At 76.5% G+C, this 23,189-nt stretch carries 10 protein-coding genes; 5 read left to right on the top strand and 5 right to left on the bottom strand.

Features of this window, described 5'->3' with window-relative positions; genetic code table 11:
* Positions 1-22: 22 nt before the first annotated feature.
* Genes ACIBST_RS10710 through ACIBST_RS10690 form a run of 5 tightly spaced genes read right to left on the bottom strand, consistent with a single transcriptional unit; the run spans position 23 to position 12,721 of the window.
* Positions 23-2,170 carry a hypothetical protein gene (locus ACIBST_RS10710; protein ID WP_397170794.1) on the bottom strand — a complete coding sequence of 716 codons (2,148 nt, stop codon included), beginning with the start codon at positions 2,168-2,170 and terminating at the stop codon, positions 23-25.
* Positions 2,167-5,775 carry a DUF5682 family protein gene (locus ACIBST_RS10705; protein WP_397170792.1) on the bottom strand — a complete coding sequence of 1,203 codons (3,609 nt, stop codon included), beginning with the start codon at positions 5,773-5,775 and terminating at the stop codon, positions 2,167-2,169. The genes ACIBST_RS10710 and ACIBST_RS10705 overlap by 4 nt, the downstream gene beginning before the upstream one ends.
* Positions 5,772-6,935, bottom strand: a complete 1,164-nt coding sequence (locus ACIBST_RS10700) for an AAA family ATPase (protein WP_397170790.1) — start codon at positions 6,933-6,935, stop codon at positions 5,772-5,774. Before ACIBST_RS10700 ends, ACIBST_RS10705 begins: the two co-directional genes overlap by 4 nt.
* Before the next feature lie 33 nt (positions 6,936-6,968).
* Positions 6,969-11,825: a DNA-binding protein gene (locus tag ACIBST_RS10695; RefSeq protein ID WP_397170788.1), complete on the bottom strand. Its 4,857-nt coding sequence runs from the start codon at positions 11,823-11,825 to the stop codon at positions 6,969-6,971.
* Positions 11,822-12,721 carry a DUF4132 domain-containing protein gene (locus ACIBST_RS10690; protein ID WP_397170787.1) on the bottom strand — a complete coding sequence of 300 codons (900 nt, stop codon included), beginning with the start codon at positions 12,719-12,721 and terminating at the stop codon, positions 11,822-11,824. Before ACIBST_RS10690 ends, ACIBST_RS10695 begins: the two co-directional genes overlap by 4 nt.
* Before the next feature lie 307 nt (positions 12,722-13,028).
* Here ACIBST_RS10690 and ACIBST_RS10685 point away from each other — a divergent pair, with 307 nt between their 5' ends.
* The 5 genes from ACIBST_RS10685 to ACIBST_RS10665 all read left to right on the top strand — a co-directional run bounded on the left by ACIBST_RS10685 (position 13,029) and on the right by ACIBST_RS10665 (position 23,153).
* Positions 13,029-14,624 (top strand): FAD-dependent oxidoreductase, encoded by a 1,596-nt coding sequence (locus tag ACIBST_RS10685; RefSeq protein WP_397170786.1) that lies wholly within the window; start codon positions 13,029-13,031, stop codon positions 14,622-14,624.
* A 32-nt stretch (positions 14,625-14,656) separates the two neighbouring features.
* Positions 14,657-15,868, top strand: coding sequence for a cytochrome P450 (locus ACIBST_RS10680; protein WP_397170785.1), 1,212 nt, complete (start codon positions 14,657-14,659; stop codon positions 15,866-15,868).
* Positions 15,869-15,983: 115 nt separating this feature from the next.
* Positions 15,984-18,815 carry an ATP-binding protein gene (locus ACIBST_RS10675; RefSeq protein WP_397170783.1) on the top strand — a complete coding sequence of 944 codons (2,832 nt, stop codon included), beginning with the start codon at positions 15,984-15,986 and terminating at the stop codon, positions 18,813-18,815.
* A 73-nt stretch (positions 18,816-18,888) separates the two neighbouring features.
* Entirely contained in the window at positions 18,889-19,011 is a 123-nt protein-coding gene (locus tag ACIBST_RS10670; RefSeq protein ID WP_397170782.1) for a hypothetical protein, read from the top strand.
* Between the two features lie 110 nt (positions 19,012-19,121).
* Positions 19,122-23,153: a S8 family serine peptidase gene (locus ACIBST_RS10665; RefSeq protein ID WP_397170781.1), complete on the top strand. Its 4,032-nt coding sequence runs from the start codon at positions 19,122-19,124 to the stop codon at positions 23,151-23,153.
* Positions 23,154-23,189: the final 36 nt, after the last annotated feature.

The raw sequence follows: 23,189 nt of genomic DNA, 5'->3' as shown, positions 1-23,189 counted from the left end.
GAGTGGGCCGGTCGCCGGTTCGTCAGGGGGTGGCCTGCCAGGAGGCGCGGACGAGGGCGCGTTCGGTGGCGGCCAGGTGGGTGGCCGCCGCGAGCCAGGCCCGTGCGTACCCGTCCGGTCCGGCCTCGGCCAGCCTGCCGAACACGTCGCGTTCCCGCCGGTCGGCCTCGTCGGCGAGCGCCATGGCCAGGTCGGCGGCCGTGCGGAACCCGGCGCGGCGCAGGGATGCGGCCTGCCCCCGGGCGTCGCCGCCGCGCGCGGACTCGGCGACCGCCCTGCGTCCGCCGGAGACGGCCAGCTCGATCAGCCGGCGCACCCGCCAGAGCGGCGCGCCGTCCAGCGGGTCCGCCTGGGCGTACGCGTCCTGGCCGGGCGAGGTGCAGGCGTCGGCGGGCGGGGGGCAGGCGTCGGCGGGTGGCAGGTGGGAGCCCTGGAGGCGGTCGTAGCCGAGGTCGGCCCGGCCCTGCCACTCCGGGGGCAGCCTGAGCGTCGCCTCCTCGCCCGCGACCGGCCCCACGGCGAGCGGGACGAGCGTCGCCGCCCGGCCGGGCTCCACCCTGGCCACCACGCGCACCCGCAGGCCGGGCCGCGAGGCGAGCCGCCGCAGGTTCTCGACGTACGCGAGATCGGGATGACGGTTCGCCGGAACCAGCCGGACCACCGGCCCCTCACCGCCGCCCTCTGTTCCCACCGCTCCCCCGGCCTCCGCCGCTCGCGCTGTTCCCACCGCTCCCCCGGCCTCCGCCGGTTGCGGTGTTTCCGCCGCTCCTCCGGGTTCGGCCGGTTGCGGTGGGGTGGCGGGCGGGAGGTGGCGGGCCAGGACGTGGTCGCCCGCCGCGCCGACGATCACCAGGTCGCAGCCGACCGGCTCCCGTACCTGCTCGGCCGACTCCTCCTCGCTCCACGCCCCCGCCGACAGCCGGGCCCCCACCGCTTCGGACAGCGGCCGGGTGAACAGCGCGCCGAGCGGCCCGTCCGTCCAGGACAGGCCGGCGACCGGGGTGGCCCGTACGCCCTTGCCCGCGCCGAGGCGGCCGTCCGGGGAGACGGTGGCCCCGGCGATCAGCAGTCCGCCGCGGGCCAGTTGCGCGTGGCTCATCATGGCCGCCCCGATGGCGACGGTCGCGGTGGCCGCGCCACGGGCGCGGGCGGCGCCGCCGGGCTTGACGTCGGCGACCGAGAACCAGCGTCCGTCGTCGGTGACGAGGTGGGTGACCACCCCGCCGTAGCCGGTGCTGCTGATCACCGGCTCGCGGAAGACGCCGTACACCTTCAGGCCGCCGTTCGGACGGTAGCCGCGCCGTACGGTGCCGACCAGCGCCGGGTCGGGATCGGACGCCGCCAGCCGGCCCACGGTGAGCAGCAGCTCCCGCAGGGCGGAGACCAGGTCGGCGAGGCGGTGGCTGTCGTACCGGGCACGGGCGGCGCGCAGCCCGCGCACCACCCGCAGCGTGGCGGCCTCGGCCTTGGGCAGCCCGGCCAGGCGGGCGGTGTGAGCGGCTCTGAGCAGCTCGGCCTGCGGCACCGCGCCCGCGCCCGGCACCCCCGCCGACAGCACGGCCGCCGCCGCCCGCCACAACCCAGCAGCCGCCGCCACCTGCGCCGCCCCGGGCACCACCGCAACCGGAACGCCCTCCTCCTCCGAGCCCCGCCCCGATCCGGCACCCGCCTGCCCGGCCCCTGAGCCGGACCCTGACGCCGCGCCCGCCTGCCCGGCCCCTGAGCCGGGCCCCGACGCGGCACCCGCCTGGCCGGTGGCCGGTCGCCCGTCGAGGGCTGCGGCCGGGTGGGCGGGATGTCCGTCGGTGGGGGGTGTGTCCGGTTGGCTCGGGGGTGAGGGGGGTGGGGCCGGCTCGCCGTCCAAGGGCAGGGGGTCGGCCAGGGGGCAGGCGGTGAGGACGGCGGCGCGGTGGAGGCAGCGGGGGGCGAGGAGGCAGGAGCAGCGGGCCTGCCCCTCCTCCGCGATCACCCCCGACGCCCCCGGCGACAGCGTGACCACCGCGTCCTCGCCGCACGTGACCACCACGTCGGCGCCGTCGGCCACCCGGTCGAGGGCGGCGTACTGGTCGACGGCCGCGTCCAGCTTCTTGCGCAACCTGCCGGTCAGGCCGTCGACGGCGGCGGCCACCACGTGCGGCGCGGCGGGCGGGAGCGTTGCAGAGGTGTTCACCGGACTTCTCCCCGGAGGCGGTCCCCCACCCAGCGGGCGAGGGCGAGCGGGCTGAGCGCGGCGACCGGCATGCCGGCCGCGACGAGCTGCTGGGCGATGGGCAGCGAGTAACGGGGCACGCCCTGGTCGTCGAGCGCCGCGCAGCCCAGCAGGTGGACGCCGGACCCGGCCAGCGAGCGCACCTCGGCGAGCAGGCCGCCCACCGGGTAGCCCTCCTCGAAGTCGCTGACGACGACCACGAGCGTACGGCTCGGCACGGTGACCAGCGTCCGGGCGTGCGCGAGCCCGGCGGCGATGTGCGTGCCGCCGCCGACCCGCACTTCGAGCAGCAGGGACAGCGGGTCCTCCACCCGGTCGGTCAGGTCGATCACCTGGGTGGAGAACGTCAGGAAGTGCGTCGAGAGCGTCGGCACGCCCGCGAGGACGGCGGCCGTCAGCGCGGACCACACGACCGACGCCTCCATCGACCCCGACACGTCGACCACGAGGATCAGCCGCCAGTCGGCCTCCTTCCTGGCCCGCGTGCTGAACACCGGCCGTTCCGGCACCACCACGAGCCGTCCGTCGTCCAGGCGGCGGGTGTGGGCCAGGTTGGCGCGCAGCGTGCGCGGCAGGTCGAGCCGGCCGCCGGGCCTTCTGGTCGGACGCGGGTTGGCCAGGCCGGTCAGCGCGGGTCGCAGCCGGGTCGCCAGCTCGCGGGTCAGCTCGGCGACCAGGCGGCGGACGAGCGGCCTGAGCTTGGCGACCTGCTGCTCGGGCAGCCCGCCGGCCAGGGACAGCACGGACGTCAGCAGCTCGACGGACGGCCGCACGGCGGCGGGGTCCAGCTCGGCTAGCACGTCGTGCCGTCCGGCGTCGGCGGCTCTGGCCAGCACTTCCTCGCGTACGTCGCCGCCGAACAGGGACTCCAGCTCGTCGGCCCATTCGCGGGCCGTGGGGAACGGGTCGCCCTGGCCTCCGGTGTCGCCGTGCTGCCCGAAGTCGTCGGCGCCCTCGCCGCGGCCGGCGCCGTAGAGCTCGTCCAGGGCGCGGGCGTACGGGCGGGCGCCCGCGGGCAGCCGTTCGCGCTCCCGGCCGAGCAGCAACCGCCACCGGTCGGCCGGGCCGATCCCCGTCCCGCCCGCAACCCGTCGCCCGGACACCGCAGGAACCGGGTCGTCGGGCGAGGTCGGGGCGTCGGGCGGGGTCGGGGCGCCGGGCAAAGGCGGGTCGTCGGGTGGAACCGGGGCGTCGGGTGGGGGGAGGAGGCCGAGGGTGTGCAGGGCCGTCAGGCCGGCCAGGTCGGCGGCGGTCCAGGCGGCCAGCAGGTCGGGCGGCGCGTCCAGCGTCAGGTCCGGACGGTCCCCGAGCCGCTCGGACACCGCCGCCAGCAGCCGGCCGCGCGCCGCAGGGGCGAGCGTGTCGAACCCGCCGCGCAGGGCGGGCAGCCGGTCGAGGAACTCCTTGTCCGCCAGCTCGTCCACCCGGTCCATGAGCGGGCCGAGCGCGGCGGGCGCCGCCTGGAGCAGCGGTCCGGCGGCCGTGAGCACGCCGCTCAGCAGCAGGCTCAGCCGACGGCGGCCGTCCGGGGTGGTGGCGGTGTCGATCCAGCCGGCCGCCCGCGCGCCCAGCAGCTCGGGGCCGTCCAGGTCGAGCAGCACGCGGGCGGCCAGCGCGGCCCCCTGGACGAGCGGCGCCCCGGTACTCGCGAGCGCGCCCAGCGCGTCGTCCAGCCGCAGGCCCAGCCGGTCCTCCCCGGCCCGCGTGGCGAGCGCGACCAGCGCGACCGCGTCCTCGGGCCGGTCGCTGCCGGCGAGTCCGGGCAGCGACCGGACCGCGGCCTCCAGCAGCGTGACGGCCAGCTCGCCGGCCTGCTCGCGCCCTTCCGGCGTGGTGCCGGGAAGGTGCTCGCGGCGCAGCGCCTCCAGCAGGTCGAGGGCGTCGAGCAGCTCGGGGAGGGTGGCCGTGGCGGGCAGCATGCCGGCGGCGTCGGCCAGCCGCTGCCCGACCAGCTCCGGCAGGTCGCAGCGGGCGGCGGCGCGCAGCCCGTCGAGGACGGCGCGGCAGGTGGGGCCGCCGTCCGCGGACTCGCGCCGGTAGGTCTCCCGCAACGTGCCCGCCGCGGCCTGGGCCGGGGTCACGCCCCGGACGCCGGCCAGGTCGAGCAGCGCGGGGACGGCGGGCGTCCAGTGCAGGCGCCATTTGGTGGTGAGCGCGGTGGCGTCGCCGGTGCCCGCGACCTGGATCGGCTCGCCGTAGCCGATGCCGCACACGTCCAGCCGGCGCAGCAGCACCTCCCGGCGCGCGTCCAGGTCGGAGCGGAGCGGGTCGAGGCGCACCTCGCGCGGGTCGGGGTCGTCCGGGCAGGGCAGCCTGAGCGCGGCCAGCTCCTCCTCGACGGCGGGGCCGAGCCCCGAGCGGGGGGTGCCGGGGGCGGTGCGGCCCCTGGCCGTCCCGACGAGCACCGCGTCGAGCGCCTTGGCCAGCGCGCGCCCGCGGCCCAGGGGTTCGCCCTGGCCGAGGACGGTCGTCACCGCCTCCAGCAGCTCGCCGCGGCCGGGTGCGGGCAGGTCGCGCAGGCGGGCGAGGTCGCACGCCAGGCGCAGCGTCTCGACGGCCTCGCCGGTGCCCGCCGTGTGCCCGGCGGCCCGCAGCTCCCGGCACAGGTCGGTGATCGCGCGGGCGGCGCCGTCCCTGACCCGGTCCGGTACGCCGTCCGCCTCGAACACCGCCTGCTGCCAGCGCGGGTCGCGGATCCCGGCCGGGTAGCCGGACCGGGAGTCGAGCAGGTCGAAGGCGTACGGAACCAGCGAGGTGACGGCCTGCGCCCCGGCGGAGGCCGTGGGAGCGGAGCCAGTGGGAGCGGGGGCGGGTTCGGTGGTCTCGGCGGCGAGCAGGGCGGGGGCGTGGAAGGCGCCCACGACCGCGGCGACCCGGCGTCCACCGGCGGCGGCGGCCGACACCACGCGCCGCATGTACGCCTCCCGCGCCAGATCCCTGGCCTGGACGCCCCCGCCCGCCGCCGCGTCGCGCCGCAGCGCCCAGCCGACGCCGAGCGCCGCCCGGCGGACGGCCTCCGGCTCGCAGCCCGGCGCCAGGACCTCGACGGCCCGGTCCCACATGTCGTCGCCCGCCCGCCCGGTGCCCGAGGCGGCCAGCGCGTCGGCGAAGCGGGGCGCGTCGCCGGCCTCGGCCTCGGGCCCGGCGGCCTGCCGGCCCGGGTCCGACAGCGGGAGGTCGCAGCACAGCACCTCCACGCCGCGCTTGGCCGCCCACCGGATCGCCACCAGCTCGGGGGAGAAGTCGGCGAACGGGTAGAAGCCGAGCCCGTCCGCGCCGTTCCCGGCCAGGGCGACGGGGGCGAGGGTGGCCGGGTCGGCCAGGTGGGGCAGCCACCGCTGGAAGTCGGCGGGCAGCTCGACGCACACCGTCTCCGGGTCGGCCGCCTCCAGCAGCTCGGGCAGCACCACGGCCAGGGCCGGGCTGTGGTGCCGCACCCCCACCAGGTACGGCCGGGTCGCGGCGGCCAGCCCGGCCACCGCCACCCGCGGATCGGCCGGGTCGGCCGGGTCGGCTGGGTCGGGGTGCCGGAGGGGGGCGGCCGGGTCCGGCGTGTGGGGCGTCAACGGAGGTTCTCCCGCAGGTCCCAGAGGCGGCGCCACATGGCCGAGCCGTCCTCGGCGCGCCGCCGCACCGGCCCGTCCCAGTAGCCGAGCAGCCGTCCGTGGTCGGCGGGGTCGTCCTTGCGCACGACGCCCAGCAGGTGGCCGGGCACCAGGTCGAGGACGTCGCCACCCGGCAGGTACGCCGCCGCGACGCCGAGCGAGGCCGCCACCTGCACCGCCTCGGCGGTGGACATCACGGTGCCCGGCCGCTCCACGTCCCAGCCCTCGCCCGACCGCCCGGTGCGCAGGTCGCGGAAGACCGTGACCAGCGCCTCCAGCACCGCGTCGTCCACGGCGAACCCGGCGCCGGCGCGCTGGACGACCGCCGTGGCCTGCCGCCGCACCAGGGACGTCTCGGCCGCCGCGTCGGAGATGGGATCGACGGTCTCGAAGTTGAAGCGCCGCTTGAGCGCGGCCGACATCTCCGACACGCCGCGGTCACGCAGGTTGGCCGTGGCGATCACCGTGAACCCGGGGACGGCGGCCACCTGCGCGTCGCCGGTCCCGGCCAGCTCGGGGACGCTGACCCGCCGGTCGGACAGGATGGACACCAGCGCGTCCTGCACCTCGGGCAGGCAGCGGGTGATCTCCTCGACCCGGGCCACCCGCCCCGAGCGCATGGCGGTCAGCACCGGGGAGTCCACCAGCGCGCCCCGGCTCGGCCCCTGGGCCAGCAGCAGCGCGTAGTTCCAGCCGTAGCGGAAGGCGTCCTCGGTGGTGCCGGCGGTGCCCTGGACGGTGAGCGCGCTGGTGCCGCAGACCGCCGCGGCCAGCAGCTCCGACAACATCGACTTGGCCGTGCCGGGCTCGCCGACCAGCAGCAGGCCGCGCTCGCCGGCGAGCGTCACGACGCAGCGCTCGACCAGCGCGCGCTCGCCCACGAACTTGGGTGCCACCTTGAGCCTGGCGGGAAGGCCGTCGCGGGCGGGGCGGGAGGCGGGCAGGGAGAGGGTCTCCTCGCCGCTGCCGCAGATGAAGGTCACGACGGCGCGCGGCGTCAGCAGCCAGCCGGGCGGGCGGGGGCCGGCGTCGTGGGCGGCGAGGAAGGCCAGTTCGGTGGCGTGCCGCTGCTCGGCGGAGACCACCTGCGTGGCGGGGGTCGCCTCGTCGGTGAGGGTCATGGGTTTCGTGTCCTTCGTGTGGTGATGACAGGGTCAGCGGCGGCGGCCGCGTCTGACGTCGAGCTGCTCGAAGCGGGGCACGTCGCCGTCCTGGACGCGCCGCCAGGCCCTGGCGTACAGGTCGGCCACGGGTTCGCCGGGCAGCAGGAGGCCGTCGAGGCCCGCGTTCGGGCTGAACATCGGCAGCTTCCACTGCTCCAGCGGGAGCCGCGGCGTGCGCTCCTCCGACCAGCCGCCGGTCAGGAACAGCGAGCGTCCGGCGCGGGCGCGCACGGCCTGGACGACCAGGTCGGTGCGGCTCAGCTCGGCCCGCGCGGCCTTGAGCCGGGCCGGCTTCCAGCCGGTCCACCGGGCGGTGTTGCGGTCGGTGGGGTCGGGCATGGCCAGCAGCATCAGGTAGACGGCGGCGGCGTCCTCGCCCAGGCCGTGCGCCTTGGCCACGTCCACCACCAGGTCGGGCACCGAGCGGGTGGGATCCTGCGGCCACCAGGCGCCGTCGGCGTCCCGCTCGCCCTGGGCGGGGTCGCCGGGGTCGGCCAGCAGCGCCGCGAAGCGCGGGTCGAGGGCGATGCGCAGCGCGCACACGGCGGGGAACGAGCCGTTGAGCCCGATCAGGGCCCGCAGGTAGGGGTCGTCACCGGCCGCGTCGAGCAGGTGGGGGCGGAGCGCGGGCGAGGGCTGGCTGTCGTAGGTGGCCATGACGACCGCGCCGTACCGCTCGTAGCCGTCGCCGACCTCGGTCGGCGTGCCCGCGACCTTCTTGAACGCGGGCAGCCCGACGTACTCGTCGAGGTCGATCAGCAGCCCGGGGTGGGCGAGCCGGTCGCGGACCGCCGACAGGGCGGCGGGCAGCCCGGCGCGCAGCGGGTCCCCGGCCGGCAGCCGGTGGGCCAGCCAGGCGGCCGTGGCCACGGCCGTGACCAGCGACCGCCCGCCGAACCCGGCGCCCTGGCCGACGGGGTGGACGCGGTCGCCGCGCACCTCCCACTCCAGGTCCACGCTCAGCGCGGGCGCGGCGGCGGGGTCGAGCACCGCGCGCAGGGCCTGCGCCGGGTCGTCCGCGGCGGTGCGCAGCGTGCGGGCGGCCTCGCCGAGCAGCCATTCGGGCAGGGCGAGCCGCTGCCCGACGTGCTCGTTCCAGACCCGCGCGGCGGCGGCCGCGTCGGGGCCGTCGGTCCACAGGCGGGCCGGGTCGGCCGGCAGCAGCGCCGCCGTGACGGCCTGCCGGACGCCCGCCCCGAGGGCGCGCAGCTCGTCCTTGGCGACGGCGGCCTCGGCCACCTTCACGCCGATCGTCGCGCGGGCCTCCTTGTCGAGGAAGGTCCGCTCGTAGGTGTCCACCTGCGGGAACCCGGCCACGACCAGCCGCGCGGCGGTCTGGGAGACCCCGGTGAGCCGGGCGAACTCCGTGGCGGCGGCCTCGTGCCAGGGGGCCGGGCCGCGCGCGGCCAGCTCGGTGAGGAACGTCTCCAGCCAGCCCGCCTCCCGGTCCCCGCCGACGGGCGAGGAGTCGCGGACGGTGTAGGGCGCGGGCACCTCGAACACCCCGGCGGGGTCGTGGCACAGCGCCGTCCATTCGAGGCCGTCGACGTCCGTCTCGCGCAGGTCGAGGAAGGCGACGAACGCGCCGCCGCCCAGCGGCAGCACGCCGGAGAGCGAGCCGGCCGCCGGGGTGCCGTCCGCGGCGACCATGTGCTCGCGCCGGAGCGTCACCGTCATGCGGCGCCAGCGGGACGAGCCGGCCGCGACCGGCAGGCCGCCGTCGCGCAGCTCGCCCAGCAGGACGCCCAGCGCGTCGCGGTGCTCGGCCGGGGTGGTCGGCGCCGCGCACCGGTACGCCACGGCGGCGCAGTGGTCGAGCAGGCGCTCCCACCGCAGGCCGGAGGCCGGCAGTCCGGGCAGGCGGAGGTGGTTGGCCACCTGCGGGCGGTCCTGTCCGGCGGTCACGGCCCCGCCCACCGCGCGGACCTGCCGGAAGGCGGCGTCGGCGTTGTGGCGGTGGTAGCCGCGGCCGTCGCCGAGGCCGTTGAGCGCGTCGTCCAGCAGCTCGTCGGCGGGGCCGGACGGGCCCAGCTCGGCGGCCGGGTCGCCGGCCAGCGCGCGGTTGAGGTTGGCCACGACGGTGCGCACCGCGTCCTGCTGGGCGGCGGCGAAGCCGACGATCCCGGCCACGCCCTTCACCAGCGCCTCGTGGGTGATGCCCGGCAGCAGCGCGCGGACGGCCGCCGCCAGGTCGGCGCCCTGGGGCGTGGCCGCTTCGAGCAGGGCCGCGGCGGTCTCGCGGTCTGCGCGGCGCAGCGTCGCCGAGCCTTCGAGGTCGCGGGGGCGCAGGCAGTACCAGTAGCGCTCGGGCGGCAGGATGGGCGTGCCCGCGCCGAACGCGCCCGGCTTGGCGTCGGTCCGGTACTCGGCCAGGACGACGCCGTCGGCGTCCACGAGGCTGATCCGGTAGCTGCCGCGCACGACGGCGCAGGCCCGCTCCGCGCCCGGGAACGTCAGCACGCGCACCGGCACGCCGGCGTCCGGCGGCAGCGTCACCGAGATCCCGGACAGGTCCTCGGCGCGGTGGGAGCCGTCGGGCAGCCTGACCACGCGCAGGCCGTACAGGCCGTCCACGGGGGCGCCGACCGGGGTGGGCTCGTCGGAGGGGGCGGGCAGCAGCCAGCCCTCGGCGGGCCGGACGTACGGGGTGTCGGCGAGGAAGCCGGGCAGCGACTTCCTGCCGACGCCGCCGCCGGCGGGGTCGAACTCGTACCAGCCGGTGTCCTGCTCCGACCAGGTCCACGTCCAGAAGGACGTGCCGTCGGTGAGCACGGGCCGCTCGTCGGGGACGGCCGTGTCACCGGCGTGCAGCAGGCCGTGCCCGGTGGTGCGGCCGCCGCCGGGCACGGGCAGGCTGACCGGGTCGTCGCCCTGGTAGTAGTCCAGCCGCGTGCCCCGGCTCCGGTCCTTGCCGTCCAGGTCGCGCACCCGGTCGGCGGAGGTGTGCCAGTAGCCGCGCAGCCCGTTGCCACGGTCGCGGGAGTCCCAGTAGACGAGCAGCTCGCCGTCCACGTGGTGGAAGCCGGGATCGCTCCAGGTGTCGTCCTTGGGGACGCGCAGGTCGTGGGTGAGCAGGACGCCGTCGGCCGAGAGCACCCGGGCCTGCGCGGCGCCCGCGACGACCAGGTTGGGCCAGGCGTCGCTGACGACGAGGTCTTCGACGTCCTTCTCCGGCACGAGCTGGGTGGCGGCCTGCTCGAAGGCGGGCCAGCCCAGCTCGTCGATGACGCCGGACCGCAGGGCGCGGGCCAGCACCCCGGCCACGTCGGCGTCGGTCACCGCCTGGCGCACCTCGTCCTCGGCCAGGGCCAGGGCCTCGCCGGGCAGCCAGGACAGGCGGCGCAGGGCGTCGGGCAGGTTGGGCAGGCCGGCGGCGGCCGAACGGCGGGCGACCAGGCGTACCCACTCGGCCAGCAGCGGACGCCCGCCCGGCGAGGCGGCCAGGGCGCGGACGGTGGCCCTGCCCGCGTCGTCGGCGTCGAGGTGGTCGGCGCCGCGCCGGAAGGCGGTGTGGAAGCGGCCGTCGGCGGCCAGGGCGAGCAGGTCGCGCCGGTCGTCGTGCTCGGCCCAGTGCGCCAGCCGGAGCCGGGCGCCGTCGCCGGGGTCGGCCAGCGGGATGCCGAGGGCCAGCAGCAGGTCGATCAGGTCGGCTTCGTCGTCGACCGCGATCGTCGTGCCGGTGGCGGTCAGCTCGGCGCGCAGCCGGTCGGCCATGCGCTCGATCAGGGCGTGCAGCGCGGGCAGGCGCGGCGCGACGCCCCACGCCTGCTGCCGCGCGGCGAGGAACCTGCGCAGCCAGCCGGCGGCGCCGTCGGCCGGGCGTTCCGCCTCGGGCACGTCGGCGTGCAGGCCGGCGGTCGCGCCCGCGCTCTCCAGGATGTCGAGCCAGATGCCCGGCAGCTCCCGGTCGTGGCTGTCGGGGATGGCGTTCAGCAGCGTGCCCCGCAGCTCCGGCCGCTGCCTGGCCAGCGCCGCGACGGCCGGGGCGTGAGACTTCCACCAGCCGGTCGGGGCCTGCATGGCGGCCGGCAGCGCCAGCACCTCGGCCAGGTAGTCCTGCTCGGCCTTCTCGGCGTCCACACCGGCGGCCCTGGCCAGCCTGCGGATGTCGGCGGCCATCTGCGCCGAGGGGGCCAGCCCGCCGGCGGTCCTGCGCACGCACAGCCGCGCGTACCTGGTCAGGGCCTCCCCGGCGGGCAGGCGGGCGGTCAGCTCCTTGGCGTACCCGGACAGCGCCTTGACCGGTAGCGCCCCGGCCAGCGCGAACTCCAGGAACACCGCGTCGAGCCGGTCGTCGTCCACGGCGAGGCCGTGCTGGGCCTCGGCCCGGCGGGCGGCGGAGAAGAGCTGCCCGGCGTACTGGGCGTTGTCGGCCGCGGCGAACACGCGGGCGGCCTGCTCGTAGAAGGTCGGCAGGAAGTGCGGGACGGCCGCGGCGAGCTGCCCGGCCAGGCGCTGGTAGGCGTCGAGCGCCATCTTGGGCTTGGTCCTGGCCTGCCGGGCGACGCGCTCCAGCTCCGGCACGACGGCCAGGGCGTGGTGCCCGTCCTGCGGGTGGTGGACCAGCACCCATTCGGGGAAGCCGAGCGAGCGCCGCAGGCCCAATCCGACCATCGCGGCCTCGCCCTCAGGCACCAGGCCGAGGAAGCCGCCCACCGCGTCCTCGGCGCCGCTCAGCTCCTCGGTGACCAGGCGCACGATCACCCGGTCGTCGAGGCCGGGGTGCCGGTAGGCGCGGGCGACCAGCGGCACGGCCCGCTCCCCCGCGCCCTCGGTGCCGGGCGGCAGCACCGCTCCGGCGTCGAGCAGCTCCCGCGCCTCGGCGTTCTCCCCGATGTTGCCGGTCATGCGTTCTTCCCCTCTTCGACCTGCCGGCCGGCGTGCAGCGCGGCGGCCATCCTCATGCCTTCCGACCAGGCGACCGGGCCGACCTCGCGCAGCGTGAGCGTCCTGCCGTCCTGGTCGCGCCAGGTGAGATCGCCCGTGGACGTCTCGCTGTCCCAGTAGGGCTCGCCGATCCAGACGGCGGCCTCGGTGAGCCGGCCGGCGTCGCGCACCTGGCAGGTGGCGAAGCCGCCGGAGACGCGGTAGCCGAGCTGGGTGGCGCGGGCCGCCACGCCGAACCTGGAGGCGTACGTGCCGCCCGCGAAGTCCTTCACCTGGCGCGCCCCTTCGGCCTGGTCGGCGGGCTTGCGCCAGATGGCCCGGTGGATCTGCTCGACCTTCTGCGTGATGCCCAGCTCGGCGGCGAACTCGCGCAGGTCGTCGAGGTCGGGCAGGAGCACCGGGTGCGGCAGCGTCACCGTGCGCGGGGCCAGCCTGACGGTCTCGCCGTCGAGGTTGACCATGCGCAGCTCGCCGGAGGAGGTCGCGTCGCGCAGGAAGCCCACCTCGTCGGGGTCGTCGCCGACGACCGCCACGTCACGCAGCGCCGTCTGCCACGCCTCGTCCGGCCACACCCGGGCGATCAGCTCGGTCGGCACGGGCAGCGAGGACACCATCCAGGCGTCCACGTGCGCCACGCAGGACGCGGCGTGCCGGTCGAGCCATTCGGCGAAGCGGCGCAGCCGGTCCGCCTCGGGGTGCTCGCGCACCGCCTTCGGCAGCGTCTTCAGCTGCCGTCCGGCCGAGCGGCCGGACGTGGCCCTGGCCGTGACCCGGCCCTCTATCAGGGCGACCTCGTACGCGTCGCCCGCCGCCAGCCAACCCAATTGCCGCCGCCTCTCCTCGCGCAGCCATGGCATGAAGCCACGCCGTCAAGCCATGGGAATGTGTCGCGGCGCGGATCTCCCGCCGCCACGTTGCGCGGAACGTTACTGGCGATCACTGACAAATGCCTACCGGCCGCCCGGAAGAGCGTCCGTACCGCCTGAGGACCGTCCGTACCGCCTGGAGAGCGTCCGTACTGCCTGGAGAGCGTCCGTACCGCCTAAAGAGCGGGGAAGGATCGGCGCGCGCAGGCTACGGGCGCGGGCGGCGGGGGTAGGCCATCCCGGGCCGGGCGCGCCGACGGGGAACGGGCGCGCGGCTCGCTCGACGGGGGGATGGCCGGTGAAAGTCGTCGTCGATCTGACGCGTTGCCAGGGGTACGGGCAGTGTGCCTTCCTCGCGCCCGACGTCTTCACCATGCGCGAGGAGTCCCTGCTGTACGACCTCGATCCCGGCGACGAGCGGCGCGAGCACGTGCTGCGGGCGGCGGCGGCCTGCCCCGTCCAGGCCATCCACCTCGACTGGACGGCCACCCGGCTCACGCCGGAGCCGCCCGGCCCGCCGGCGCGCGGGCTGACCGACGGGCGCATCGTCATCGTCGGCGCGTCCCTGGCCGGGGCGCGGGCGGCCGGCGTGCTCAGGCGGGAGGGCTTCACCGGGTCGCTGACGGTGATCGGCGACGAGCCCGCCGAGCCGTACGACCGGCCGCCGCTGTCCAAGCAGGTGCTCATGGGACAGGTGGCGCCCGACCACGTCATGCTGCCCCACCTGCGCGAGGTCGAGGCCGAATGGTTGTGGGGCACCCGGGCGACCGGCCTGGACGTGGCCGGCAAGCGCGTCCTGCTGGCCGACGGCCGCGAGGTCGGCTTCGACCGGGTGCTGCTGGCCACCGGCACCCGCGCCCGGCCCTGGCCGCACGAGGAGGAGGCCCGGCTGGAGGGCGTGCACACGCTGCGCTCGATGCGGGACGCCGCCGGCCTGCGGCAGGCGCTGGCCGCCCGCCCCAACCGGGTGCTCATCCTGGGCGCCGGGTTCACCGGCAGCGAGATCGCCTCGGTCTGCCGCGAGCTGGACCTGCCCGTGACGGTCGTCGAACGCGGCCCGGCCCCGCTGGTCAACGCCCTCGGCGGCGTGATCGGCGACGTCGCCGCCCAGCTCCACCGGGAGCACGGCGTGGACCTGCGGTGCAACACCACGGTCACCTCGCTGGAGGGCGACGGGCAGGGGCGGCTGCGCGGCGCCCGACTGTCGGACGGCAGCACGATCGAGGCCGAGGTCGCCGTCGTCGCGCTCGGCTCGGTGCGCAACGTCGAGTGGCTGCTCGACTCGGGGCTGGCCGCCGGGGTGTGGGGCGTGGCCTGCGACGCCGGGTGCCGCGCCGTGGACACCAACGGCCTGGTGACCGACGACGTCTTCGTCGCCGGCGACATCGCCCGCTTCCCGCACCCGCTGTACCAGTACCAGTTCATGACGCTGGAGCACTGGGGGAACGCCGTCACCCAGGCCGAGATCGCGGCGCACAACATGGTCAGCGACCAGACCCACCGCTGGCCGCACCTGTCGGTGCCGGTGTTCTGGTCCAGCCAGTTCGGGGTCAACATCAAGTCGGTGGGCGTGCCCACCTTCGCCGACGAGCTCGTCGTCACCCAGGGCTCGACGGACGAGCGCCGCTTCGTCGCCGTCTACGGCTACCGGGGCCGGATCACCGCCGCGGTCACCTTCGACCAGGGCATGTGGCTGGAGTTCTACCAGCGGCTGATCGAGCGGGCCACGCCCTTCCCGCCCGCCTTCCGGCACGTGGACATGCGCGGGGAGGCGCGGCCCGTACCGGCCCGGGTGCCCGAGCGGCTGGTCGCGGCCGAGGGGGCGACGGTCGTGGTGACCGGCCACGACCCGGCCGAGCGGCGCGCCTCGCTGCGGCACGAGCCGCAGAGCTGACCCGGCAGGAACTCAGGACAGGAGTGCAGGACATGACCTCGGACGCCGCCTTCCAGCGCATCCTCGACCCGGCCGGCCGCCCCGACCCCTATCCGTTCCTCGGGGAGCTGCGCCGCAACCCGGTGACGCGGCTGGCGGACGGCTCGTACGTCGTCAGCACGTACCGGGAGATCGTCGAGCTGCTGCACGACCCGCGGGTCAGCTCCGACCGGCGCAACCTGGCCGACGCGCCCGAGGAGCCGGAGCACGCGCCCGCCTTCATCAGGCTCGACCCGCCCGAGCACGACCGGCTGCGCCGCCTGACCATGCGCCACTTCGGCCCGCCGCACTCGCCGGGCGTCGTGGACGGGCTGCGCCCGATGATGCTGGCCACCACCACCGAGCTGATCGACGCCCTGGCCGCCAAGAACCGGGCCGACGTCGTGGACGAGGTCGCCTACCCGCTGCCGATCGCCGTCATCTGCCGGCTGCTCGGCGTGCCGGCCGAGGACGAGCAGCAGTTCCACGCCTGGGCCGACCAGATCGTCGAGACGCTCGGGCCGGGCGAGGAGAACCGCGCCGAGCGGGCCCGCGAGCGCCAGGCGGTGTCGCAGAACCTGGAACGCTACCTCGCCGGGCTGGCCGAGGCGCGGCGGCGGGAGCCGGGCGACGACATGCTGTCCGGGTTCGTCACCTACGAGGGCCCGGACGGCCGCATGACGCCCGAGGAGGTCGTCGCCACCTCCCTGCTGCTGCTCATCGCCGGGCACGAGACCACGATCAACCTCATCGCCAACGGCATGCTCACCGTGCTGCGCGACCCCATGCTGCTGGAACGCCTGCGCGCCGACCCCGACCTGATCATCACCACGGTCGAGGAGCTGCTGCGCTTCGAGCCGCCCGTGCAGCTCGTCTCCTCCCGGGTCACCCTCGACGACGTGGTCGTCGGCGGCGTGACCATCCCGGCCGGCTCGCCCGTCGTGCTGGCGCTGGCGGCGGGCAGCCGCGACCCGGCCCACGTCCGCGAGCCGGACCGGTTCGACCCGTGCCGCCGACCGAACGAGCACCTGGGGTTCGGGGGCGGCGTCCACTACTGCTTCGGCGCGCCGCTGGCCCGGCTGGAGGCGCAGGTCGTGCTGGGTGAGCTGGTGCGCCGGGTGCGCAATCCGCGGCTGGTCGCCGACCCGCCGCCGTACCGCCCGAGCCCGGTGCTCCGCGGCCCCCGGCACCTCCTGATCGACTACGACGGCATCGCCCCCGCCTGACCGGGCCACGGCTGAGGCGGGAAGACAGGGCCCGCCGTCCGCTTCTCCCCCTTCCCCCGGTGACGTTGATCTGTGACTTCGTGTGCAGTTGAATGAGCGGGTGCGTGCTGGGCGGGTGGTGTCTCCTGTTCTGGTTGGGCGGGAGAAGGAGCTCGCCCGGCTTGTCGCGCTGGTCGCCGGGGCGCCCGCCGTGGCCGTCGTCGAGGGCGAGGCCGGCATCGGCAAGTCCAGGCTGACGGCCGAGCTGCTCGGCGGTCCCGCGGTGGCGGGGCTGCGGGTGCTGAGCGGGGCCTGCGTGCAGATCAGGGAGCCGTTCCCGCTGGGACCGCTCGTCGAGGCGTTACGCGGGCGGGCGTCCGAGCTGGACGGCGCGGCGCTGTCACCGGTCGCCGGGGCGCTGCGCGAGCTGCTGCCCGAGCTGGCCGGGGTGCTGCCGGAGACGCCGCCGCCGCTCGACGACCGGGCGGCCGAGCGCCATCGGGTCTTCCGCGGGCTCGCCGAGGTGCTGACCGCGCTCGGCCCCGCCGTCCTGGCGGTGGAGGACCTGCACTGGGCCGACGGGCAGACGGTCGAGTTCCTGACGTACCTGATGTCCGTGCTGCCCGGCACGTTGCGGGTGGTGCTGACGTACCGGAGCGAGGAGGCGTCCGGGGCGGTGCGGGCGATCACGGCCCGCGCCCCCGACACGATCACGGCCGAGCACCTGGTGCTGCCGCCGCTCGACGCCGCCCAGACCCGGGTCATGGCCTCGGCGATCCTCGGGGCCGAGGAGGTGACGGCCGAGTTCGCCGAGCACCTGTGCGGGCGGGCCTCCGGCCTGCCGCTGGCCGTGCAGGAGCTGCTGGCGCTGCTGCGCGACCGCGGCACGCTGATCCGGTGGGAGGGCGGCTGGGCGCGGCGGGCCCTGGAGGAGCTCGACGTGCCGAGCGGCGTGCGCGCCTCGGTGCAGGAACGGGTGGCGCGGCTCTCCCCCGGCGCCAAGGCGGTGGCAGAGCGCGCCGCCGTGCTCCAGCTCCCGGTGCCCGTCGCCCTGCTGTCGGGGCCCGACGTCGGGGCGATCGACGAGGTGCTCGGCTCCGGGCTGTTCGCCGACACCGGCGGCCTGGTCGGGTTCCGTCACGTGCTGGCGGCGCAGGCGGTCTACGAGGCGATCCCGCTCGGCCGCCGGCAGGCCCTGCACGCCGCCGCCGCCGACACCGTACGCGAGCTGCGCCCGGTGCCGCTGGGCCGCCTGGCCCACCACCTGCGCCAGGCCGGCCGGGCCGGGCAGTGGGTGCAGGCCGCGATCGAGGCGGCCGAGCAGGCGTCTCGGCTGGGCGACGACGCCGAGGCCGCCCGCCTGCTGGAGGACGTCCTGCGCGGCGCCGACCTGCCCGCCGCCCGGCGGGCCGAGCTGACGGTGAAGCTGGGCTGGGCCGCGCTGGAGCTGCTGCGCCCGCCGCCGGTCGCCGACCTGGTCACCGGCGCGCTGGAGCAGGACGTGCCGCCCCCGCTGCGCGGCCACCTGCGCCTGCTGCTCGCGCTGCACCTGGAGCGCACCCGCACCGACGGCGCCCGCATCGGCGAGGCGTTCGCGCGGGCCGCCGACGACCTGGCCGGCGAGCCGGGGCTGGCGGCGTGGGCCATGGCCGGGGTCGGCCGCCCGCCCAGCGGCCTGCCGCCGGAGGAGAGCAGGTCGTGGCTGGAGCGGGCGCTCGCGACCCTGCCCGCGGTCGCCGACCCGGCCATGCGGATGCTGGTGCTCGGCAAGATCGCGATGATCTTCGTGGTGATGGGCGACCCGCGCTGGGCCGTGCTCGCCGACGACCTGCTGCGCGAGACCGGCGGACGGCGGCTGCTGCGCCGCGAGGTCAACGCCTACCGTTCCATCGGGGGCGCGTCCCTGTTCAGCGGGCACCACCGGCGGGGCCGCCGCCTGCTGACCGCGGCGGTCGAGGAGGGCGCCGAGCCCGACCTGCGCGAGCGGCTGGAACTGCGCTGCCTGGTGAACCTGGCCGCGGCCGACTACTTCGAGGGCTCCTGGCAGGGCCTGCCGGCCAGGCTCCAGGAGCTGCGCGACCAGTTCGGCGACGAGCCGCACGAGCGCATCCTCGTCGACATCGTGACCGCCTGCCTGGCCGCGGTGCAGGGCCGCCAGGAGGCCGCGCTGCCGTCGCTGCTGGACGCCGCCGCCGAGGCCCGTACCCGGGGGCAGTACGACGACCTGGTGCTGCCGCTGGCGATGTCGCTGCGGCTGAGCGCCGCGCGGGGCGAGCCGGAGGCGGCGATCGAGGCGGCCGTCGAGGCGGGCCGTCACTGGGAGGCCGGCGAGCTGTGGCCCGTGGCGGTCCGCGCGCTGCCCGCGCTGACCGAGGCGCTGCTCGTGGCGGGCCGTCCGCAGGAGGCCGCCGACGTCGTCGCGCGGCATGCCGCCCGGCTGGCCGGGCGCGACGCGCCGCTGGCCGGGCCCGCGCTGGCGCAGGCCCGCGGCCTGCTGGCGGCCGCCGGGGAGCAGTGGGCGCGGGCCGCGGCCGAGTTCACCGCCGCCGCCGACGCCTTCGAGGCGGTCCCGGCGCGGTACGAGGCCGCGCAGGCGAGCGAGCAGGCCGCCGCCTGCCTGTTCGCCCTCGACGACCCCGAGGCCGCCGTCCGGCTCGGCCGGGCCGTCGCGGTGTACGCCGAGCTCGGGGCGCGCTGGGACCTCGACCGCGCGACCGGGCTGGGCCGCAGGTGGGGCGTCCGCCCGGCGGCGCAGAGCGCGCCCGCTCAGGCGGGGAACGACCACGCCCTGTCGGCCCGGCAGGAGCAGGTGGCCCGGCTGGCGGCCGAGGGGCTGACCAACCAGGAGATCGCCAGGGAGCTGTTCCTGTCGCCGAAGACGGTGGACAAGCACGTCAGCGCGGCCATGCGCAAGGTGGGGGCGCGGTCGCGGACGGAGCTGGCCCGCCACCTCCTCCCCAGCGACTGACCCCCAAGATGGGGATTTTTCCCCATAGGGCACCCCATACCCCACCCCATACGTCTGCCGCGACACTTTCGGCATGTCCGACACCATCCAAGACCCCGACCGGCCGGACCCGGACGACCCGGCCCCCTCCGTCCCCTCCCCGCACGAGGAGACCCCGGAGCCCCCCCGCCCGCCGGACGGCTTCGAACCCGTCTGACACCTCCCGGTCGGTCAACCCCTTCCGCACCCTCACGGACGGTTCCTTCCTTACCGGGCCATGAGCCCACCGCCGCCGTCCGAACCCCTCCCCCCGCCAGAAAGGCCACCATGGCACTGCCCCGCCCCCCGCTGGCGCGCCGGACAGGCGTCCTGCTGACCGCGGTCACCGCGCTCGCCGGCGTGCTGACCGCCGCGCCGGCGACCGCCGCGACGCCGGACACCCCCGCACCCGCCGCACCCGCCGCCCCCGCGCAGACCGCGCAGGCCGCCAAGGACGTCGCCCTGTCCGGGGTGCGCGCCCGGAAGGTCGTCGTCACGCTGATCACGGGTGACAAGGTCCAGCTCACCCGGTCCGCCACCGGCCGGTACCGCGTCGAGGCCGCCCCCGGCACGCGCCAGGACGGCCGCCGCATCAACCTGTTCACCCAGTTCGCCCCGGACGGCGTCTTCGTGCTGCCGGACGACGCCGTCTCCGCCGTCCAGGCGGGCCTGGTGGACAGGCGGCTGTTCGACGTCAAGTACCTGGCCGAGAACGGCTACTCCGACGAGGTGGCCAAGCGGCTGCCGGTCATCGTCCAGTACCCCGGCGACCAGCCGGAGGCCGCGGTCAGGCGCTCGGCCGCCGCCGTCCCCGCCAGCGAGCCCACCCGGACGCTGGAGAGCATCCACGCCTCCGCCCTCGACGTCGCCAAGGCCGAGGCGGGCGCGTTCTGGGAGGCCGTGCGCGGCGGGCGGCCCGCCGGCGAGGGCCTGGCCAAGTCACCCGGCACGCTGCGCGGCGGCATCGCCAAGCTGTGGCTGGACGCCAAGGTCAAGGCCGACCTGGACGTGAGCGTCCCGCAGATCGGCGCCCCCAAGGCGTGGGAACGCGGCCAGGACGGGACCGGCGTGAAGATCGCCGTCCTGGACACCGGCGCCGACACCGGCCACCCCGACCTGGCCGGCCGGATCGCCGACAGCAAGTCGTTCGTCCCCGACCAGCCCGTCCAGGACGGGCACGGCCACGGCACCCACGTCGCCTCGACCATCGCCGGCACCGGCGCGGCCTCGGGCGGCAGGTACAAGGGCGTCGCCCCGGGCGCGCAGCTCGTCGTCGGCAAGGTGCTCGACAACACCGGCTCCGGCCAGGAGTCGTGGATCATCGAGGGCATGGAGTGGGCCGCGCGCAGCGGCGCCAAGGCCGTCAGCATGAGCCTCGGCGGCCCGCCCAGCGACGGCACCGACCCGCTCAGCCAGGCCGTGAACGACCTGACCGCCGAGACCGGCACGCTGTTCGTGGTCGCCGCGGGCAACCTGTACGAGGCCGAGACGATCAGCATGCCCGGCGCGGCCGACGCCGCGCTGACCGTGGCCGCGGTGGACAAGAGCGACAAGCTCGCCGCGTTCTCCAGCCGCGGGCCGCGCCCCGGCGGCGGGCTCAAGCCCGACATCGCCGCGCCCGGCGTGGACATCGTGGCCGCGCGGTCGGCCGGCACCGCCATGGGCTCCCCGGTGGACGACCACTACACCGGCGCCTCCGGCACCTCCATGGCCACGCCGCACGTGGCCGGCGCGGTCGCGATCATGGCGCAGCGGCACCCGGACTGGACGGCCCAGCAGCTCAAGTCCGCCCTGATGTCCACCTCCGCGGACGACGGCTTCACCGTCTACGAGCAGGGCGCCGGCCGGGTGGACCTGGACCGCGCGACCCGCCAGCAGGTGTTCGCGACCAGCGGCGGCGTGGACTTCGGCCTGGTGGAGACCGGCAGCGCGCCGAAGACCGGCGAGATCTCCTACCGCAACCTGGGCGACCGGCCCGTCACGCTGACGCTGAAGGCTGCGATGGGCGCCGCCAAGCCGGTCCTGGCCGACGCGACGCTGACCGTCCCCGCCGGCGGCGCCGCCGCCACCACCGTCACCCTCGACCCGGCCGGGCTGCCCGTCGGCACCTACAGCGGGGCAGTGACGGCCGAGGCGGACGGCGTCCGGCTCACCACGCCGCTCGGCGCGGTGCGGGACGTCCCCAAGTACGACCTGACCATCCACACCGTCGACCGGGACGGCAAGCCGCGCACCCCGTCGGCCATGAGCGTCCTGGACGTCGACGGCAACAAGGGCGAGCTCGGCCCCAACCGCATCGACGACGTGGGCCTGGTGGTGAGCCGCGTCCCGGCCGGCACCGTCAGCCTGCTGCAGGTGCTCGACTGGGTGGACGCCGACGACCGCGCCAACCGGGCCTGGCTGTTCGAGCCCGAGCTGACCGTCACCGGCGACATGGAGATCACCCTCGACGCCCGCAAGGCCACCGAGATCAGCTTCGACGCGCCGAAGACCGCGCAGCCGCTGAACAACTCCTACGACGTCTTCTTCCAGCGTTCCCTGCCCAACGGCAAGGTCTTCGGCGGCACGCTGCTGTCCGGCCGCCCGCTCGGCGGCTGGGAGAAGGTGTGGGCGCTGCCGACGAAGAAGGTCACCAAGGGCGGCTTCCGCTTCGCCGGCCAGTGGGAGCTGGGCGTGCCCGAGGTCACCATGACCATGCGCACGCCTAAGCGCACGACCCTGCACCCGGTCTCCCGGGTCCACACGATCGACTCCGGCGAGATCCACCCCGGGTACGTCCCGTTCGAGGGCACCAAGGACCTGCGGGTGGTCGACGCCGGCAAGGGCCGTCCCGAGGACCTCGCGGGCAAGGACCTGCGCGGCGCGCTCGTGCTGATCGACGCCGAGCCCGCCGAGGGCGTCTTCGGTACGGCGTGCGGCCTGCAGATCGAGCGGGTGGGCCCGATCAGGGACGCGGGCGCCGCCGGCGTCCTGGCCTTCAACGAGAAGGCCGCCGCCTGCCCGATCCCGCTGCCGATCTCGCAGAAGCCGTTCAGCGGCCCGTTCCAGCCGGTCAACATCCCCGTGGCCTACGTCTCCAACGCCGAGGGGCTGAAGATCCGCGCGGAGGCCGGCCGGGGCAGGGTGACCGTCCGGGTCGAGGGCACGCCGAACACGCCGTACTCGTACGTGTTCCGGCCGTCCGTGGACGGGCGCGTCCCCGCCTCGATGCGGTACGAGGTGACCGAGCGCCAGCTCCACCAGGTCGACCTCGACGTGCACGCCGGGCCGTACACGAAGTACATGAACTGGCGGGCCTCGTGGCGGACCGACGACATCTCCTACACGACGACCAACACCAACATCCTGCAGTGGTCGGCCCCGCTGCCCGAGCGCAGGACGCAGTGGGTCTGGCCGCTGGACCCCAAGGTCGTGAGCGAGGCGGGCCTGTCCGCGCTCGTCGCGTCCGCGCCCGGCGAGGAGGTCCAGGAGACCCGCTACCGGCACGAGGTGTTCGACCGGCCGGGCACCACCGTCCAGAAGTGGTTCGCCACCCCGAGCACGCCGGGCGCCTCGACGGCCTCCGACAAGCTGTACGCGCTCGGCGGCCCCGCGGACGCGCCCCCGCTCAGGCAGCTCGTGATCGGCGTGCCGTGCGCGATCTGCGTACACGACGGCAACCTGTGGGTGACGCCGTCCATGGTCAACGGGGTCGGGGAGCGGCGTGACGACGGCGTCGCGTTCGGCGACCTGATGCCCCAGTACGAGCTGCACCTGTACCGCGACGGCAAGGAACTGCCGAACGCCCCCCTGCCGGGCTTCGACACGCTGCCGCGCTACCCGCTGCCCAAGGAGCCGGGCACCTACCGGCTGACGGCGAAGAACGCCCTGTCGGACATCGAGTGGACGTTCACCGCCCCGCCGTCCAAGGAGCAGCTCAGGCCGGGCGCCAACTGCTACGCCTGGTTCGTCGACGGGCTGGTCGAGCAGTGCCGCACCACCCCCGCGGTCTACGTCAGCTACGACCTCGGTGACACGCTGTCCGTCGGCAACACGGTCGCGGCCGGGCGCCGGCACACGTTCGAGCTGGAGGCCTACCACGGGCCGTCGGCGGCGAGGATGCCGGCGATCGCGGGCGTGCGGCTGTGGACCAGCACCGACGACGGCGCCACCTGGCAGCCCGCCGACCTCAGGCGCGGCCGGGACGGCGTCTACACCGCCGGTGCGAAGTACCCGGCCTACCGCGCCACCAAGGGCGCGGTGAGCCTGAAGGTGGAGGCGTGGGACGCGGCGGGCAACCGCCTCAGGCAGACCACCCTGCGCGCGTTCAACCTCCGCTGACCCCGGTGACCGCGGCCGCCCGCCCGGCGGCCGCGG

The organism is Nonomuraea sp. NPDC049684 (genome assembly GCF_044465345.1).
Taxonomy (GTDB): Bacteria; Actinomycetota; Actinomycetes; order Streptosporangiales; family Streptosporangiaceae; genus Nonomuraea.
This window is presented reverse-complemented; position numbering and strand designations above follow the sequence as displayed.